The organism is Arthrobacter sp. Z1-15 (assembly GCF_054792395.1).
In genome coordinates this window covers 1,739,893-1,756,114 of sequence record NZ_CP096454.1, presented here as the reverse complement: position 1 = coordinate 1,756,114, position 16,222 = coordinate 1,739,893, and the positions used below count along the sequence as shown (strand labels likewise).

General features: G+C 67.5%; 14 protein-coding genes. 7 read left to right on the top strand and 7 right to left on the bottom strand.

The annotated features are described in order from the left end of the window. Positions 1-17: 17 nt before the first annotated feature. Positions 18-227, bottom strand: coding sequence for a hypothetical protein (locus M1D40_RS08075; protein WP_461170817.1), 210 nt, complete (start codon positions 225-227; stop codon positions 18-20). 255 nt (positions 228-482) lie between these two features. Between M1D40_RS08075 and M1D40_RS08070 the strand changes: the two genes are divergently transcribed. From M1D40_RS08070 to M1D40_RS08055, 4 genes are all read left to right on the top strand, one after another. Further along, positions 483-1,484 (top strand): AraC-like ligand-binding domain-containing protein, encoded by a 1,002-nt coding sequence (locus M1D40_RS08070; RefSeq protein ID WP_461170816.1) that lies wholly within the window; start codon positions 483-485, stop codon positions 1,482-1,484. Positions 1,485-1,706: 222 nt separating this feature from the next. After that, positions 1,707-3,116: an APC family permease gene (locus M1D40_RS08065; RefSeq protein ID WP_461171031.1), complete on the top strand. Its 1,410-nt coding sequence runs from the start codon at positions 1,707-1,709 to the stop codon at positions 3,114-3,116. Between the two features lie 112 nt (positions 3,117-3,228). Continuing rightward, positions 3,229-4,656 (top strand): aldehyde dehydrogenase family protein, encoded by a 1,428-nt coding sequence (locus tag M1D40_RS08060; RefSeq protein ID WP_461170815.1) that lies wholly within the window; start codon positions 3,229-3,231, stop codon positions 4,654-4,656. 150 nt (positions 4,657-4,806) lie between these two features. Beyond that, complete coding sequence (locus tag M1D40_RS08055) at positions 4,807-6,321, top strand: GMC family oxidoreductase (protein ID WP_461170814.1); 1,515 nt, start codon at positions 4,807-4,809, stop codon at positions 6,319-6,321. Here the strand turns inward: M1D40_RS08055 and M1D40_RS08050 are convergent. Genes M1D40_RS08050 through M1D40_RS08040 form a run of 3 tightly spaced genes read right to left on the bottom strand, consistent with a single transcriptional unit; the run spans position 6,315 to position 8,471 of the window. Further along, a complete protein-coding gene (locus M1D40_RS08050; RefSeq protein ID WP_461170813.1) occupies positions 6,315-6,581 on the bottom strand; it encodes a hypothetical protein in 267 nt (88 codons plus the stop codon). The two genes, M1D40_RS08055 and M1D40_RS08050, sit on opposite strands and share 7 nt — an antisense overlap. A gap of 9 nt (positions 6,582-6,590) precedes the next feature. Continuing rightward, complete coding sequence (locus tag M1D40_RS08045; protein ID WP_461170812.1) at positions 6,591-7,736, bottom strand: baeRF2 domain-containing protein; 1,146 nt, start codon at positions 7,734-7,736, stop codon at positions 6,591-6,593. A 27-nt stretch (positions 7,737-7,763) separates the two neighbouring features. Next, positions 7,764-8,471, bottom strand: a complete 708-nt coding sequence (locus M1D40_RS08040; protein ID WP_461170811.1) for a maleylpyruvate isomerase family mycothiol-dependent enzyme — start codon at positions 8,469-8,471, stop codon at positions 7,764-7,766. A gap of 214 nt (positions 8,472-8,685) precedes the next feature. Between M1D40_RS08040 and M1D40_RS08035 the strand changes: the two genes are divergently transcribed. Further along, positions 8,686-9,876 carry a DUF4232 domain-containing protein gene (locus tag M1D40_RS08035; RefSeq protein WP_461170810.1) on the top strand — a complete coding sequence of 397 codons (1,191 nt, stop codon included), beginning with the start codon at positions 8,686-8,688 and terminating at the stop codon, positions 9,874-9,876. A gap of 44 nt (positions 9,877-9,920) precedes the next feature. On the opposite strand, the gene M1D40_RS08030 is transcribed toward M1D40_RS08035, so the two are convergent. The 3 genes from M1D40_RS08030 to M1D40_RS08020 all read right to left on the bottom strand — a co-directional run bounded on the left by M1D40_RS08030 (position 9,921) and on the right by M1D40_RS08020 (position 13,602). Next, positions 9,921-10,640, bottom strand: a complete 720-nt coding sequence (locus tag M1D40_RS08030; protein ID WP_461170809.1) for an IclR family transcriptional regulator — start codon at positions 10,638-10,640, stop codon at positions 9,921-9,923. After that, positions 10,637-12,538 (bottom strand): FAD-binding monooxygenase, encoded by a 1,902-nt coding sequence (locus M1D40_RS08025; RefSeq protein ID WP_461171030.1) that lies wholly within the window; start codon positions 12,536-12,538, stop codon positions 10,637-10,639. Before M1D40_RS08025 ends, M1D40_RS08030 begins: the two co-directional genes overlap by 4 nt. 218 nt (positions 12,539-12,756) lie before the next feature. Continuing rightward, positions 12,757-13,602: an aldo/keto reductase gene (locus M1D40_RS08020; protein ID WP_461170808.1), complete on the bottom strand. Its 846-nt coding sequence runs from the start codon at positions 13,600-13,602 to the stop codon at positions 12,757-12,759. Between the two features lie 227 nt (positions 13,603-13,829). Here M1D40_RS08020 and M1D40_RS08015 point away from each other — a divergent pair, with 227 nt between their 5' ends. Both M1D40_RS08015 and M1D40_RS08010 read left to right on the top strand, forming a co-directional pair. Beyond that, the gene (locus tag M1D40_RS08015; RefSeq protein WP_461170807.1) at positions 13,830-14,960 is read left to right on the top strand and encodes a DUF2891 family protein; all 1,131 of its coding nucleotides are present in this window, start codon (positions 13,830-13,832) and stop codon (positions 14,958-14,960) included. Positions 14,961-15,004: 44 nt separating this feature from the next. Further along, positions 15,005-15,958: an alpha/beta hydrolase gene (locus M1D40_RS08010; protein ID WP_461170806.1), complete on the top strand. Its 954-nt coding sequence runs from the start codon at positions 15,005-15,007 to the stop codon at positions 15,956-15,958. Positions 15,959-16,222: the final 264 nt, after the last annotated feature.

The window sequence follows — 16,222 nt, the reverse complement described above, 5'->3', positions numbered from 1 at the left end:
GATGCGTTCTTCTGCCGTCAGAGGAGATCGTCTCCTCTCCTGCGGGCGCCGCCCCACTGCAATGCCACCAACTCAATGATCCCCAGCACAGCGATCACCGCTCCCGTCTGTCGAAGTCCGATCACCGGGGTCTCGACCTTCACAATATGGCCGAAGACCACATAGAGAACCACACCGAAGACGACCATACCGATGCCGACGGCAATGCCTTTACCCTGCTTGCTCATGATTCCTCCAAAGCGTTGAAGTATCTCTTGCCTATACGGTTGTACAGTACAGATGTATTCGGCATTTGTCTCCCCCTGCCGTGCCGCCGGTCGCTGCGGTTCCGGCGTGCGCCGGCCAGACCGCACGTACCCTGGCCGCCGCCGGGAAGTTCGACACAGGGAGAATAACTTCGACAAAGGCCCGGAAAGCGCGTAAGTTCCCTCTATGTGACCGCCGCCACGGACACTGCCGGCACCCGCAGGGAAAGGAAGACCATGACAACCATGCTTCCCGACGGACCTGTCCGGGCGACTTCCGGCGGGACCGTCCGGAACTCCGCCGGCGCCGTCGTCCGGGCCCAGTCCTTTCCGGAGTGGAAACGGCTCATCTCGGAGTCCTTTGTTCCGCTCGAGACGGCACCCGCCGGGATCCACCCGGAGGCGTCCTTCGCGGGCCAGCTCACCAGCCACCAGCTGCGCGAACTCGCCATAGTCCAGGTGGACGCCATGGCGCACGCCGTGAGGCGCACCCCGGAGCTGATCTCAGCCGGCGGATCCGGTTTCTACAAGCTGAACCTGCAGCTCTCCGGCAGCGGAGTCCTCCGCCAGGGCGGCCGCGAAACGGTGCTGACCACCGGGGAGCTGGCGATCTACGACACCGGCGAGCCCTACACCCTGCGGTTCGATGAGAGCTTTTCCACGCTGGTACTGATGTTCCCGAAGCACCTGGTGGGCCTCTCGGCAGACCAGATGCGCGGGCTGACCGCCATTCCGCTGGGCAAGGAACACCGGCTGGGCCGTGCCGTGGTGCCGTTCCTGACGCAAACCGCGCGCATGCTGCCCGAACTCGACGGACCGATTGCACACCGGCTGGCCATGAACACCGTTGACCTGCTGGCCACCCTGCTGGCGGACGAGTCCTATTCCAGCCCGGCGGCGGAGGGCGGCAGCCAGACCCGGATGCTGCACCGGATTCAGCTCTTTATCGACGGACAGCTCTCCAACCCGGACCTCTCTCCCGGCTACGTGGCCGCCGCGCACTACATTTCCACGCGCAGCCTGCACAAGCTCTTCGAAGACAGCGGAACCACTGCGGCGGCCTGGATCCGCGAGCGGCGGCTGGCAGGAGCCCGGCATGACCTGGCCGACCCCCTACTGGCCGACGTACCGATCTCTGCCATCGGCGCCCGCTGGGGCCTGCCCGACCCGGCGCACTTCAGCCGCATCTTCCGCGCAGCGCACGGCTGCTCCCCCACCGCCTACCGCCGGCGCACCTGAGTACGGCCACCTGCTTTTGCGCCAAGTGCACATATCGGCAATCAGTGCTCGCTGAAAGCCAAGCGGCGGCACTATGACGTAGGCCACAGTGAAGGTCACCCGTTCCGGGTGCATCGACTCAGCCTCGTCTGTCAGGAGACCTCCGTGTCCTTAACCGCCCAGCAGCGCAGCCCGGGCACGGCTCTGGGGCAGCGGCGCCTCGGTGTGCCGGCGCTCGTCTTCATGATTATTGCCGCCTCGGCGCCGCTGACGGTGGTGGCCGGCGGAGTGACAAGCAACTACGCCGTCACCGGACTGCCGGGCATCCCGCTCTCCTTCATCATTCTCGGCGCCGTGCTCCTGCTCTTTACCGTGGGCTACTCGGCCATGAGTCAGCACGTGCACAACGCCGGTGCGTTCTACGCCTATATTGCCCGCGGCCTGGGCCGGCCCGCCGGCGTCGGCGCCGCCTGGGTGGCCCTGGTGGCCTACAACGCCATGCAGATCGGCATCTACGGGATGTTCGGCTTCGCCCTGTCCTCCTTCATCACGGGCCTGAGCGGGGCGGAGCCTGCCTGGTGGATCTGCGCGCTGGCCGCGTGGGCCGTCGTCGCCGTACTGGGCGTCTGCAAGGTGGACCTTTCGGCCAAGGTGCTGGGCGCACTGGTGGCCCTGGAATTCCTCGTGGTCATTGTCTACGACCTCATTTCCGTGGCGGCGGCACCGGAAGGCATCACCGCCGCCTCCCTCGCGCCGTCGGGCCTGTTTACCGCCGGCGTCGGGGCCGCGCTGGCCTTCAGCATTGCTGCGTTCATGGGCTTTGAGTCCGGCGCCATCTACAACGAGGAGGTCAAGGACCCGCACACCACCGCCCGCCGGGCCACCTTCATCGCCATTGTGGTGATTGCCTGCTTCTACGCCTTCTCCGCCTGGGCCATGTCCGTGGGCGAAGGGGACAGCCAGGTCATAGCGCGCTCCACCGAACTGGGTCCGGACCTGGTCTTTGCGTTCCTGGCCGACCGGGTGCCGCAGTGGGCCGTGGATCTGTCCTCGCTGCTGTTTGTCACCAGCCTGCTGGCAGCCCTGGTGGCCTTCCACAACGTGGTGGCCCGCTACTTCTTCGCGCTCGGCCGGGAGGGCGTGCTGCCCAAGGCCCTGGCCGCCACCAGCCCCCGCACCCAGGCCCCGGTGGCTGGCTCCCTGGCCCAGTCCGCCATCGCCGTCGTGGTGCTGCTGATCTTCGCCGCCGCCGGCCGGAACGCCGAATCCGGGCCGCTGTTCCCCGTCCTCACCCTGTTCACCTGGCTGACCAACATGGGCGCCTTCGGCCTGGTGCTGCTGATGGCACTGACGTCCTTCGCGGTGGTGGGCTATCTGAACCGCCACGCCTCCTGGTACGGCACCTGGACCCGGCTGATTGCACCGACTGCGGCGGGTATCGCCCTGGCCGCAGTGTTCAGCATGATCGTGGCCAACTTCGACGTGCTGATCGGCCTGCAGGAAGCGAGCATCCTTGGCTGGCTGCTGCCGGCCATCGTCCTGGCACCCGGGGTCCTCGGCCTCGCTTGGGGGCTGGTGCTGCGCCGGCGCAGCCCCGAAACCTATGCGGGAATCGGCCACGGCGGTGACCTGCCGGAAGAAGGCGCCGCGTAGGAGCTGTGCACGCTTTGCCAAGCAGTACTCACGCAAAGCCAACCGCCGGCGCGGTGACCTGAGCCACAGTTAACTGGGACCACCGTCCAACCATCTTCCAAAGGAGCAGGATATGCCTCTCGCCGACTCAGCACTTACTTCCTACCAGGACCTTCTGGGCACCGTTTCGGCTGCCGGTGAAGGCCGGGACATCCTGGATCCGGCCACGGGCGAGCTGGTGGGCAAAGCTCCGGTCCACACCGTTGAAGACCTGGAGAAAGCGGTGTCCGCCGCCCGCGCCGCCCAGCCGTCCTGGGCCGCCCTCGGCCACACCGGCCGGCGTGAAGCCCTGAACCGCGCAGCCGATGCCGTTGATGCCGCGGCCGAAGGCCTCGCCGAGCTGCTCTCCCGCGAACAGGGCAAGCCGCTGAACGGACCCAACGCCCGCTTCGAAGTCGGCGGCGCCGCCGCCTGGCTGCGTGCCGCGGCCTCGTTCGACCTGGAGCCGGAGGTGCTGGTGGACGACGACGGCGGGCGGGCCGAGCTGCACTACCGGCCCCTCGGCGTCGTGGGCGCCATCGGCCCCTGGAACTGGCCCATGATGATCAGCGTCTGGCAGCTCGCACCGGCGCTGCGGATGGGCAACACCGTGGTGATGAAGCCCTCCGAATACACCCCGCTGTCCGTGCTGGCCCTGGCCGCCGTCATCAACCAGGCGCTGCCTGCCGACGTGCTGCAGGTGGTCTCCGGCGGCCGCGACGTCGGCGAGACACTCTCCGCCCACCCGGACGTGGACAAAATCATGTTCACCGGCTCCACTGCCACCGGCAAGGCGATCATCCGTTCCTCCGCCGACACGGTGAAGCGGCTGACCCTGGAACTAGGCGGCAACGACGCCGGGATTGTGCTCCCCGATGCCGATCCGGAGGCCATTGCCGAGGACCTGTTCTGGGGAGCGTTCATCAACACCGGTCAGACCTGCGCGGCCATGAAACGCCTCTACGTACACGAGGACATCTACGACGACGTCGTCACCGCGCTGGCCGGCGTCGCCGCCAAGATGCCCATGGGCGTGGGGATGGATGAGAACAACGTCCTCGGGCCGCTGCAGAACCAGGCGCAGTACACCATTGTGGCCGATCTCGTGGAGGCAGCCCGCGACTCCGGCGCCCGGATCGTGCTCGGCGGAAACCCTGACCCCGACCGTCCCGGCTACTTCTACCCCACCACCCTGGTGGCGGACATCGACAACAGCAATCCGCTGGTCGCGAAGGAACAGTTTGGTCCCGCTCTTCCGATCATCCGGTACTCCACGGTGGACGAGGCAGTGGAAATGGCCAACGGCCTTGAGGTTGGCCTGGGCGCCTCCGTCTGGTCTTCGGACAAGGACGCAGCCAGGGAAGTGGCAGCCCGCATCCAGGCCGGCACCGTCTGGATTAACAAGCACGGCACCGTGGACCCGAGGATTCCCTTCGGCGGAGCCAAGCAGTCCGGCTACGGCCTGGAGTTCGGCGTCGAAGGCCTCAAGCACCTGGGTGCCCCGCAGGTCATCAGCTACTGACCACCTACTGACCTACGGGTCCCCCATACCCGCGGTGCCGGAACGGATCCCCCCTGCCGGCCCGGCACCGCGCTTTTCTCCCCTCTTTCTCCCCGCTCCCTCCCCTCCCCTCCCCTTCCCCCTCCCCCTCCCCCGCAGTGAAAGGTCTCCGTGAACTCCTATATCGTCATCGGCGCCGGTTCAGCCGGCTGCGTCATTGCCCGCCGGCTGCTCGACGCCGGCCACCGGGTCACCGTCCTGGAAGCCGGGGGCGAGGACACCAACCCGGTAATCGCCGACGTGCACGCCGCCGGCGGCCTCTGGCACGGCCCCGAAGACTGGGATTACTACACCGTGGAACAGCCCGGCTGCTCCAACCGGCGGATCCATCTGCCCCGCGGCAAGGTGCTGGGCGGCTCCCATGCGCTGAACGCCACTATCTGGGTCCGCGGCGCCAAGCAGGACTACGACACATGGAACTACCTCGGCTGCCCGGGCTGGGGCTGGGAGGACGTCCTGCCGGTCTTCAAGGCCATCGAAAACTACGACGGCGGAGCCTCCGAGAGCCGCGGCACCGACGGACCGCTCGACGTCGTCGCGGACTTCCCGATGAACCCGGCGCAGGAATCCATCCTGGCCGGTGCTGCTGAAATGGGCATCAAGATCAACGATGACTACAACTCCGGTGACGTTGAGGGCGCTTCGAAGATGCAGCTGAACATCCGCGACGGCAAGCGGTTCAACACCTGGCACGCGTATCTCCGCCCGGTGGCGGACAACCCGAACCTCACCCTGTTGACCGGCGCCGCCGTGCGCCGGCTGCTCGTGGAGGACGGGACGGTGACCGGCGTCGAGTTCGAGCAGGACGGCCGGCTCAAGTCCGTCAGCGCGGATGAAACCCTGCTGACCGCCGGAGCCATCGGCTCCCCCGAGGTACTGCTGCGCTCGGGCATCGGCCCGGCTGCGGAACTGCGGGAGGCCGGCGTCGAACCCGTCCTGGACCTGCCCGGGGTCGGCAAGAACCTGCAGGACCATCTGCTCTCCCCCGTCATTTTTACAACCACCGCCAAGCCGGTGCCCGCCCCCGAAGTGGGAGCCGCGGAAACGCACCTGTTCTGGAAGTCCCGTCCGGACCTGGCCGTGCCGGACACGCAGCCCATCCATTTCTCCCTGCCGATGTATTTCCTGGATTCCATGACCGGTCCCGAGAACGGATTCTCCCTGGTGGCCGGCATTGTCCGTCCGCTCAGCCGCGGCGAGATCACCCTCTCCGGCCCGGCACCGGAAGACCCGATCCGCATTGACCTGGGCGCCCTCAGTGAACAGGCCGACGTCGAGTCGCTGGCCGCCTCCGTGCGGCAGTGCCGCGAGCTGGGCCGCACCTCGGCACTGGCCGGGGAATGGGGTGCCGAGGAAATCTACCCCGGACCGCAGGTCACGGACAGCAGCGAGGATCTGGAACAGTACGTCCGCGACACCGTGGTGACCTACCACCACCAGGTGGGGACCTGCAAAATGGGCCTTGACGCCCTGGCCGTGGTGGATCCGCGGACACTGCAGGTCCACGGAATGCCCGGGCTGCGCATTGCGGACGCCTCAGTGATGCCGCTGGTACCCACGGGCAACACCAACGCGCCCACGATCATGATTGCCGAACGGGCGGCGCAGATGATCCTGGCTTACTGATCCTCCAGCCCCCGCTGGGCACGGTCGGCTTCCTCGGAGCTGCCCTCCGGCAGGGGGTCGGTGGCCGGAGGGACGTCCCTGGGTGCATAGTCAGCCAGTCCTGCCGCCACGCGCTCCTGTTCCGCCGCCCGCTGGAACGCGTCGTCGTCAATCTCCTCGGGCATCTTGCCGTGCCCGCTCTGGTCCGCCGGCGGAAGGGCGTCCTCCTGGGGGACAATCGGCTCGGGCCCGGTGGTCGGGTCTTCATTCGGGGTGGACATGATTCTCCTTTACGTTGCGTTGGTTCCGGGTGCCGCCGGCCCGGTGGGCCAGCGCAGCAGCGCGGCAATATTTGTCCCGGCGGGCAGCACGCCCTCCGGAACCAAAAGGACACTGGCGTCCGTTAACGCTCCGGCCCTCAGCAGAGCGGCAGGCGCCGGAACCGTGCCCAGTTCTTCCGCGCCCAGCGCCTGTTCGCCGGCGCTGGCCACCCACGGTTCTGCTCCGAGAGCCAGCAGACGGCGCTCGGAAAGTGCGCCGTCGTTCATGATCAGCACCTCCACCTGGGCCTGCTGCAGGGCATGGAGGACGGCACCAATGCCGATCGCGGACTGGGGATTGGCCTGGCCTTCCTCCTGGGCGAGGCGGTCCATGATGTCCTGCTGCTCGGCTGCCCACTGCAGGGCAATCCGCTCCTGGACTTCGTCTTCCAAACCCTCGGCGGGTGAGCCGCCCGTGTGCGTGTGGGCACCCACGAGGTTCACGAGGTCCCGGTGGGCTTCGGCGATCTGCTCCTTGACCAGGGTGCGGGCGCGGATGTCTCCGGACAGGGCAATTAGCCGGGCACCGCTGCTGTCCACGATTCTGTCGATCTCTTCGGCAACCTGGTCCGCATTGCGGCGCCAGGTTTGTTCGGTGCGTCGCTGCAGTTTGTCGTGCGCCCAGCCGCCCCCGGGGATTTTGTGGATGTCCTCGGTTGATCCCTCGACCTCCTGCACATTGGCGGGGCCGGCCCGGCCGATGTATTCCAGCCGGATCTCGGCGCTCTCACGGGAGACTTCGGCAACGATGTACGGGAACTCCTCCGGGCGGTGTTTGAGCAGCGGCAGCAGATCCGGAACCACGTCCAGTGAAATCCGCTCCGGCATGACGAGCTCTCCGGGCAGCAGCTCGTTCAGCTCCACGGTTCCCTGACGTACAAGGACAAACCGTGACACGGGAGATGGCTGCCCCTGCGCAGGTGCCGTCGCCTGTTCCATGGCAACCAGGTCCTCGGCCGGAGCGCCCTGTTGCTCCAATGTCTCGCGGATGTTGCCCGGGCGGACCTCGGCGGCTTCCAGGCCGTCTACGGTTCCCGTTCCCGCATCAACATACGCGGTGCACCATGGCCCCTGTTTCCGGTAAAGCTCCGCGTACTTGTGGAGGCTTTCAGTCATCGCTTTCCCTCTCGCCGTTCGCCGTCGTCATTTCTTCTCCTGATGGGATGCGCGGGCAAGCGAATCCCCGCCTCCCCTGCCGGTCCCCTGCCCCCGCTGCACCCGTGCCCGCAGCGTCGCCGCTCCCGGTCCCGCAAGCTGGTCCAGGTACGCGGCCCGGCCCGCCATGCTCATGACAAGAGCCAGCGTTGTGCCTGTCACCAGCAGTCCGTACCCGGCGGTGAAACGCCCGTCCGTGGCCCGCAGCTGCAATCCATCCGCAGTGGTGCGGCTGGGAACCGTAAAGTCCCGGGCGGCAAAGAATTCAGCCACCGGGACCAGCGCCTCGACTGTCGGGGTCTGCCGGAGCCCCAGCGGCCGGCGGATGTCCTGGGCGTGCACAACAACTTCTCCCAGATAGGCGGCCGTGTGGGAGGAGGGCGCGGTGGTGCTGTCGATGATGCCGCGGAACCGGGCCAGGGTCTGGGCCGGCGTGCGGCCCAGATGCTCGGTCAGGCGCCGCTGGTTGTGCACCTCCGGGCGGAAGCGGGAGCCGATCATGCTTTGCAGCCACTGCCGCTGGTTCATGCTTGCCGCCGCCGTGAGATGGGCAACCACCTGTTCCACCGTCCACTGCCCGCACAGGCTGCCGTGCTGCCACTGCTCATCCGCCAGGTCGGCGAGGTCTTCGGCCAGCCGTGCCCGCTCCGCGCGCACCAAGGTCCACAGGGCGTCCTTCTCGTTGCTGCTGTTCATATCGGTCACTGTCCTGTACCCATGCACTCTCATGCACCACGCATCCGCGATCGCTAACCAACCGGAGACGCTCACGCTACCGTTGGCAGGCCGCAGCCGCCACGGTGTCAGGCGGATTGAAGCGCTTTTGGCCGTGATGGCTTCACCCGGACACGGCAGTGCGGGAAGGTTCGGCTTCCGCCGCAGCCCGGGGGCCGGCGGTAGCATCATCCAAATGGGGAAATCTGCGCCGTTGCTGCGCCCGCTGCTGCTTCCGGCCATCGTGGCCGCCGTGTGGATACTGACCGCAACGGCCGCACATCTGCTGATGACTCCGGCCGGCCTCCGGCTACATCCGGTTGCATCGCCCATGGCCGCGCTCGTCTTCCCGAATGCCCTCCCGGATCACCTGAGGCATCTGCTGGAGGGCCCGGGCTTTGCGGTGGTGACAGTCCTCGCGGCGCTGGCTGCGGCGGCGTTCGCCGCCATGCTGCTGCCGGCCGCCGGCAAAGGCGCCGGTTCCCGGGGCACCGCTTTCCTCGCTGCCTGGGCCTGCGTGGTGGTGGCCTCCGTTGCCGGTTCCGCCGTTCTCGCCGGCGGGCTGGTGCTGGCGGAATGGCCGCTGGCCCGGAAAATCTACATCTTCAGTTCCGTGACGCCCCTGCTGTTGTCCGGTGCCTACTGGGGCGTGATCTGGGGCTGGATACCGGCGCTGCTTGCGGCCCGTTCGCCGGGTGTGCAGCGCACCCCTCCTGAACCGCCGGCCCCGCCCGACCCGTTCGCCCCGTCCGCACAGCCACGGCGGGACGCCGGTTCCGGACGGCCCTGGCTCCGGCCCCTGTGGGCCTTTGCCGGAGCCTCCGTTGCCCTCCTGCTGCTGACGCCGGTGCTGGCAACGGATCCGGATGTCTATGCCGAGCCCGTAACGCCGGAGCCCACCCAGGAACCCGTGGTGTACGGCGCCGACCCGGTTGGCCCTTCCCTCACACCGCCGGACCCGCAGTGGTGCACCGGCGAAGAGGTCACGGCGGACATCGACGGCTGGGATGCCGCCACCGGGCACCGCGGAGCACGCATCACTGTCACCAACACCGGCGACCGCAGCTGCGTCGTCGACAACTATCCTGACCTGGCGTTCGAGAACACCGACGGCTGGGTTATGGACATCACCGCGGTGCACGGCGGGTCCTTCATGACCGAGGACACGCCTGCCGGCCCCCTTCCCCTTGGCCCCGGGGACAGTGCCTCCGCCGGGATCGGCTGGAACGGGACCGCCGGAGCGGGGATGACCCGGGTGGGCACCCTATTGGTGGCGCCCTTCGCCGGGACCCTCCGCCAGAAACTGGAAGCGGACATTGACCTGACCGAACCGGGGTTCCTCACCGTGACGCGGTGGGTTCCGGCGGAGCCCCCGAGCTATAACTAGCCTGTGCTGGAGGCTCCGATGCGCTGACACCGGACAGGCTGGAACTACCCCAGCAGCTGTTCAAGGACGGAAGCCGATTCCCGCACCCGCGCCCCGAGCCCTTCGGCGGGAACGTCGCTGGTCACGTACACCACGGCCAGGGCCGCCGGCAGCTGCCCGCTGACGCGCAGCGGAACGGCCACCGAACTCACGCCGGGAATGACTTCGTCGCGGCTTACCGCGAATCCGTTCCGGGCCGCGGCGCGCGACTCCTCACGGTACGGTTCCCCGGGCGCCAGTTCTTCCCACTCGGCTTCAGTGAGCGCCGATTGTATGGCGATGCCAGCTGCCCCGGCGGCAAAGGAATGCCGGGTTCCGGGGCGCTGGACAATGGTCCCTTCGCCGTGGGGCGGTTCCACCGACACCAGCGTCACGCACTGGCGCCGGTCCCACACGGCGACAAATGCCGTCATCTGCAGGGCCGAGGACAGGGCCGTGAGCTCGGGAACGGCGGCGGTTTGCAGCCGGCTGCCAACCCCGCGTGCCAGCGCCGCCATCCCCGGTCCAATGGAGAACTTGCCGGCGTCGTCGCGGAACACCAGGGAATGGTCCTCCAAAGTGCGCAGAATCCGGTACGCATTGGACCGGTGCACGTCCAGGGCTGACGCGATGTCGGCAATGCTCAGGCCGGCGGAGGAATCAGCCAGCACTTCCAGGGCACGGATGCCCCGGGAGAGCGTTTGGCTGGTGGAGGCGGTGGAGGCCGGCCGGTTCACGGCAGTCACACGGTGTCTACCCGGCGCGCGGGCAGCAGCGGCGCGAAGAAGTCCGCCAGCTCCGCCGTCGCCGTCAGCGGCAGGACGTTGGCCACGTACTGGTCCGGGCGGACCACCACGACGACGCCGGAGCGGTCGAGTCCGCGCACATCGAAAATGTCGTCCGCGGGGTCAACGCCGAAGACCTTTGCGAGGTCGGTGAGCCCAAACGGCCCGACCGTCGGCTTGAAGACCGCCGGTACCGCCCCGATGTCGATGCCGGTGGTGGGCTGCTGGTAAATCACCTTGACGTCGAACCAGGCGTCGCGGTCCTCGCCCTCGGGCGTCGCCGCCAGCGGGGAGTCCGGTGCGTTCGCCAGCCAGTCCGCAAGATCGGTGGTCGGGGACGGTGCTCCGGCGGTGGCCGGATCAGCGAAGACGTAGATCCGCCAGCGGCCGTCGGCCTTCGCCAGGTGCCCGAGCTGGACCGGGTTGGCGTCGCTGACGCGCTTCACGGGCGACGACTTGAAGCGCTTGCCGATGGGGAATCCCGCGGCCAGGTCCTGGTGGGCAGGCTCGGCAATGAGCATGGACGGCGTGTACTGCGTCATGAAGCCTGCAGGGAACTCGGCCGTGCTCACATAGAAGTCCTCGAGGTCCGAGGGATTCTCGAACTCCTCGGGCTTCTTGGCCATCAGCGTGGACCACTCTTTGTCGAAGTCGATGAGGTTCTTCGCGACCACCTGGCGTTCCGCGGAGTAGGTGGAGAGCAGGCTTTCGGGGCTGCGTCCGTCCAGCACGTGTCCGAGCTTCCAGCCCAGGTTGAAGCCGTCCTGCATGGACACGTTCATCCCCTGCCCGGCCTTGGCGCTGTGGGTGTGGCATGCATCGCCGGTGATGAAGACGCGCGGGGTGCGGGTCCCCAGGTCCCCGGGCAGCACGTCGTCGAACCGGTCGGTGAGCCGGTGGCCCACTTCGTACACGCTGTGCCACGCGACGTTGCGGACATCCAGGGTGTAGGGATGCAGGATGTCGTTGGCCTTGGCGATGATCTGTTCAATGGTGGTCTTGCGGACGGCGCCGTTGTCATCCTCGGGTACAACGCCCAGGTCCACGTACATGCGGAAAAGGTGCCCGCCTTCACGCGGAATGTGCAGGATGCTGCCGCCGTTGGAGGACTGGATGGCGCACTTGGTGCGGATGTCCGGGAAGTCAGTGGTGGCGAGCACGTCCATGACGCCCCAGGCGTGGTTGGCGGCGTCGCCGGCCAGGGTGCAGCCGATGGACTGGCGCACCCGGCTGCGGGCGCCGTCGGCACCCACCACGTACTTGGCTTTCACCACGCGCTCGGAGCCCTCGAGGGGCCCGGCCGTGTGGAGCAGCGTTACGGTGACGGGGTACTCGGCGTTGTCGTCAATTTCCAGGCCTTGGAATTCAAAACCGTAGTCGGGTGCCATCCGGGTGGGCGCGTACGCCATGTACCGGGCGAAGTAATCCAGCACGCGGGCCTGGTTGACAATCAGGTGCGGGAATTCACTGATGCCGGCTTCGTCGTCGAGGGCACGGCCGGAACGGACAATGTTCTCGGGCTGCTCGGGGTCCGGGCGCCAGAAGGCCATTTCCGTGATCCGGTACGCCTCGGCGGTGATTTCCTCAGCGAAGCCGAAGGCCTGGAAGGTTTCGACGCTGCGGGCCTGGATCCCGTCAGCCTGGCCGATGGCGAGCCGGCCGCCGCGGCGTTCCACAATCCGGGTGGTGACGTTCGGGAACTGGGACAGCTGGGCTGCGGCCAGCATGCCCGCCGGCCCGGAGCCCACGATGAGTACGTCAACTTCCTCGGGCAAATCATCGGGGCGGTTGATGCCGACGCCGGCCGCCGGCTGGATGCGCGGGTCTCCGGATACGTAGCCGTGATGGTGGAACTGCACGGTGGTCCTCACTTCGTTGTGTTCTCTGTTGTCCGTGCCGTGTTGCCTATCTGTTCGATAGTTGAACACCGTGTTCGATAGTCGAAAAGCACGTGGTGTAAGCAGAGTACTGGACCCATGATGCAGCTCACAACCGGCCGCCGTATTGTGGCGTTTGTGTCGGGAGTCACTGCGGCGGGGCGCGCGGTGCCCCGCCGTCGGAGATTGCCGGGCGGGGGCTATTCCATCGTCACCCCGCTCAGTCGGGCCACGGCTTCGGGGTCGCGGTGGTCGAAAAACAGCGACGTGCCGGTATCGAGGTCGGCGATGGACGCCATCTCCTGCGGGCTGAGCTCAAACCCGAACACGTCCATGTTTTCCGCCATCCGATCCGGGCGGACGGACTTGGGGATCACCACCACCCCGCGCTGGATCAGCCAGCGCAGCACCACTTGGGCCACGGACTTGCCGTGCGTCCCGGCGATGGCCGTCAGCGTCGGATCCGAGAAGAGGTTGTTCTTGCCCTCGGCAAAGGGGGCCCAGGACTCGTGCCGGACTCCACGGTCACTCATCAGCTGGTTTTCGACCGCCCGCTGGTAAAACGGGTTCGTCTCGATCTGGTTCACCGCCGGGACGATCTCATTGTGGATGATCAGGTCCACCAGCCGGTCCGACATGAAGTTGGAAACACCGATGGCGCGGGCCCCGCCGTCGGTGCAGATTTTTTCCATCACCCGCCATTCACCGTAAACATCACCGAAGGGCTGATGGATCAGATAAAGGTCGACGTATTCCATGCCCAGGTTCCGCAGGGAAGTCTCGAACGCGCGCAGGGTGGTGGCGTCGCCGTTGTCCTGGATCCAGAGTTTGGTGGTGATGAAGAGTTCATTGCGGGCGATACCGCTCTTCTGCACCGCACGCCCCACGGCGTCCTCGTTCTGGTAGGCCGCCGCAGTGTCCAGGGAACGGTATCCGGCAGCCAGGGCGTTGGTCACCGCCTCCTCGGTCTCATCCGGCGGAACCTGATATACGCCGAAGCCAAGGATGGGCATTTCGACGCCGTTGTTCAGAGTGACATACTCCATGGGTTTTCCTTTCGGGACCGGGCCTCATGCGCCGGCTGCGGCAGCCGGCACGGACCGCAGGAATTCCTTCGACAGTACAAGCGGGGCTGCGGCCGGCGGGAGGCTGCGGCCCGGATCGTCCCGTCCCGCGGGCGAATTAGCCGCCGGGTGAGATGATTCGTCAAAAGAAGCGCTGCCGGCAGGTCCTGCCGGCACCTGTCCCGGGAAGCCGGGGAATGGAGATCACCGTGACCGAATCCTTCCCGTCCGGATCCACCGTGCATCCGGGCGCCGGGACCGCCGGCGCACGCCGGGAAGAGCTCGCTGCCGCGTATGCCGACGTCGTCCTCGACAATTTGCGCCGCCCCTACCCGTACGCCTCCCACCATGTGGAATCTTCGGGGGCGGACCGGCCAAGTCCGCGGGAGCTGCACCCGAGTTTCCACACCTCCTTTGACTGGCACTCCTGTGTCCACATGCACTGGCTCGGCGTGAGCCTGCTGGAGCACGGGCTCGACGCCGGACGCGACGCCGCACTGCGCGCGGAGCTCGAGGCCACCCTGACCGCGGAGAACCTGGCGGTTGAGGGCGCCTATCTGCTGGCGCACCCCGGCTGGGAACGGCCCTACGGGTGGGCCTGGCTGGTCCGCCTCGCGGACGCCGCCGCCGCTTCCTCCGATCCGCAGATCCAACGCTGGGGCGCAGCGCTGGATCCGCTCGCGGACGTGGTGGCGCAGCTGGTCACGGCCTGGACGGAGCGGGTGGAATACCCGGTGCGGCACGGAATCCACACCAATGCGGCCTTTGGCGCGGGCATGCTGTACACCTCGCTGCAGTCCCTCGGCCGGGCCGATGCGGCCGGAGCGTGCGCTGCGGCGGCCCGGCGCTGGTTTGGCCGCGACATCGGCTGGGCTGCGGACTGGGAACTGAGCGGCCAGGATTTCCTCTCCGCTGGCCTCAGCGAGGCGGACCTGATGGCCCGGGTCCTGGATCCGGCGGTCTTTGCTTCCTGGTTTGAGGGATTCCTGCCCAACCTGACACCCGACTCGCGGATCCTGCGGCCGGTCGCCGTCGCCGACGAGACCGACGGGCACATGGTCCACCTGCACGGGCTCAACCTTTCCCGTGCCGGCCAGGCGGCGCGGATTCTCCGGGTCCTCGATCGTGCCGGCGGCACCCGCACTGCGAGCGCCGAGGCCCTGGCCACAGCCCTGGATCCTCTGCTGGATGCCGGATTGGAGGCGGTGGTCACCGAAGAGTTCATGTCCTCGCACTGGCTGGCAAGTTTCGCGTGGGATGCACTCACGGGCAGGGACATGCTGGAAAGCCGGGATGCCTCTGCGGCCGGGGCCGTCCGGCAGCTCCGGGACGCACGCTAAACCAGAATTCCGAAGAACCAGGAAGGCATCCAAAAATGGCACAGATGGATTTACGCGTCCGGCTGCTCGGCAAAGTGATGGGCTTGTTCTCGGTCTCCCGCAAGACCGATGCCCAGATCCTCGCCGACCAGCGGCGCACCATCCGGCACAATCCGGTGGTCGACTGGGTGCTGGGCGGCCTTGCCCCGGAAGTGGACGTCAGGAATGACACCGCGGCCGGGGCCGAGGGGCGCATTCCCATCCGGATCTACCGGCCCCGGGACACCGCGGGCCCGCTCCCCCTGGTGGTGCTGATCCACGGCGGCGGCTGGAGCCTCGGAAACCTGGACATTTATGACGGCATCGCCAGCACCATTGCCCGGGACGCGGACGCCGTCGTCGTTTCCCTGGCCTACCGGCTGGCACCGACACACCGCTGGCCCGCCGCGGCCGAGGACTGTTATGCCGCCCTGTGCGACGTCGCGGAGCGCGCCGGCCAATGGGACGCCGACGCCGGCCGGCTGGCGGTGGCGGGCGACAGTGCCGGCGGCAACCTGGCTGCGGTGCTGACGCTGATGTCCCGGGACCGGTCCGGCCCCGCCATCGCCTTCCAGGGGCTGGTCTACCCGGCCACAGACCTGACAATGCGCAGCCCCTCCATTGAGGAGAATGCCAACGCACCCCTTCTCACCAAACGGAACATGCTCCGCTACCGCAGCCTCTACCTCCCGGGACCGGAGGACTATGCCAATCCGTACGCCTCTCCCCTGCTGGCTCCGGACCACACCGGGCTGCCCCCGGCGCTCATCCAGGTGGCCGAGCACGATCCCCTGCGCGACGACGGACTGCGGTATGCCGACGCCCTGCGCAAAGCCGGAGTGCCGGTCCGGGTCACCACCTATGTGGGCATGCCGCACGGCTACCTCGCTTTCCCCCGCCTCTGCCGCAGCGCCCCGCAGGCGCTGGCTGAACTGTGTGCGGAGCTGCGGCGGAATCTGGTGCCCGAGGACGGCGCGTAGTCTTCTACGCCGCCGTCCTCGATTACGGTTTCAGCCCCTGAGTTCTGAGCAGCAGGGGTTAGCCATGACGTCCGCGGGGAACCACGGTTGTCATGACGGCCACAGCGCCGGCCAACAATGCACCAGCCCCCAGGATGAGAAGTCCGGTAGACAAGCCGCTGGATGTGCTGCCCGTTTCTGCCAATGCGGTGGAACAGGCACCTCCCGCCGCTCCCGCTGCGGCGTCAGGCACTGTACCGTCCGGTCCCACCGCCCCGCCCGGCT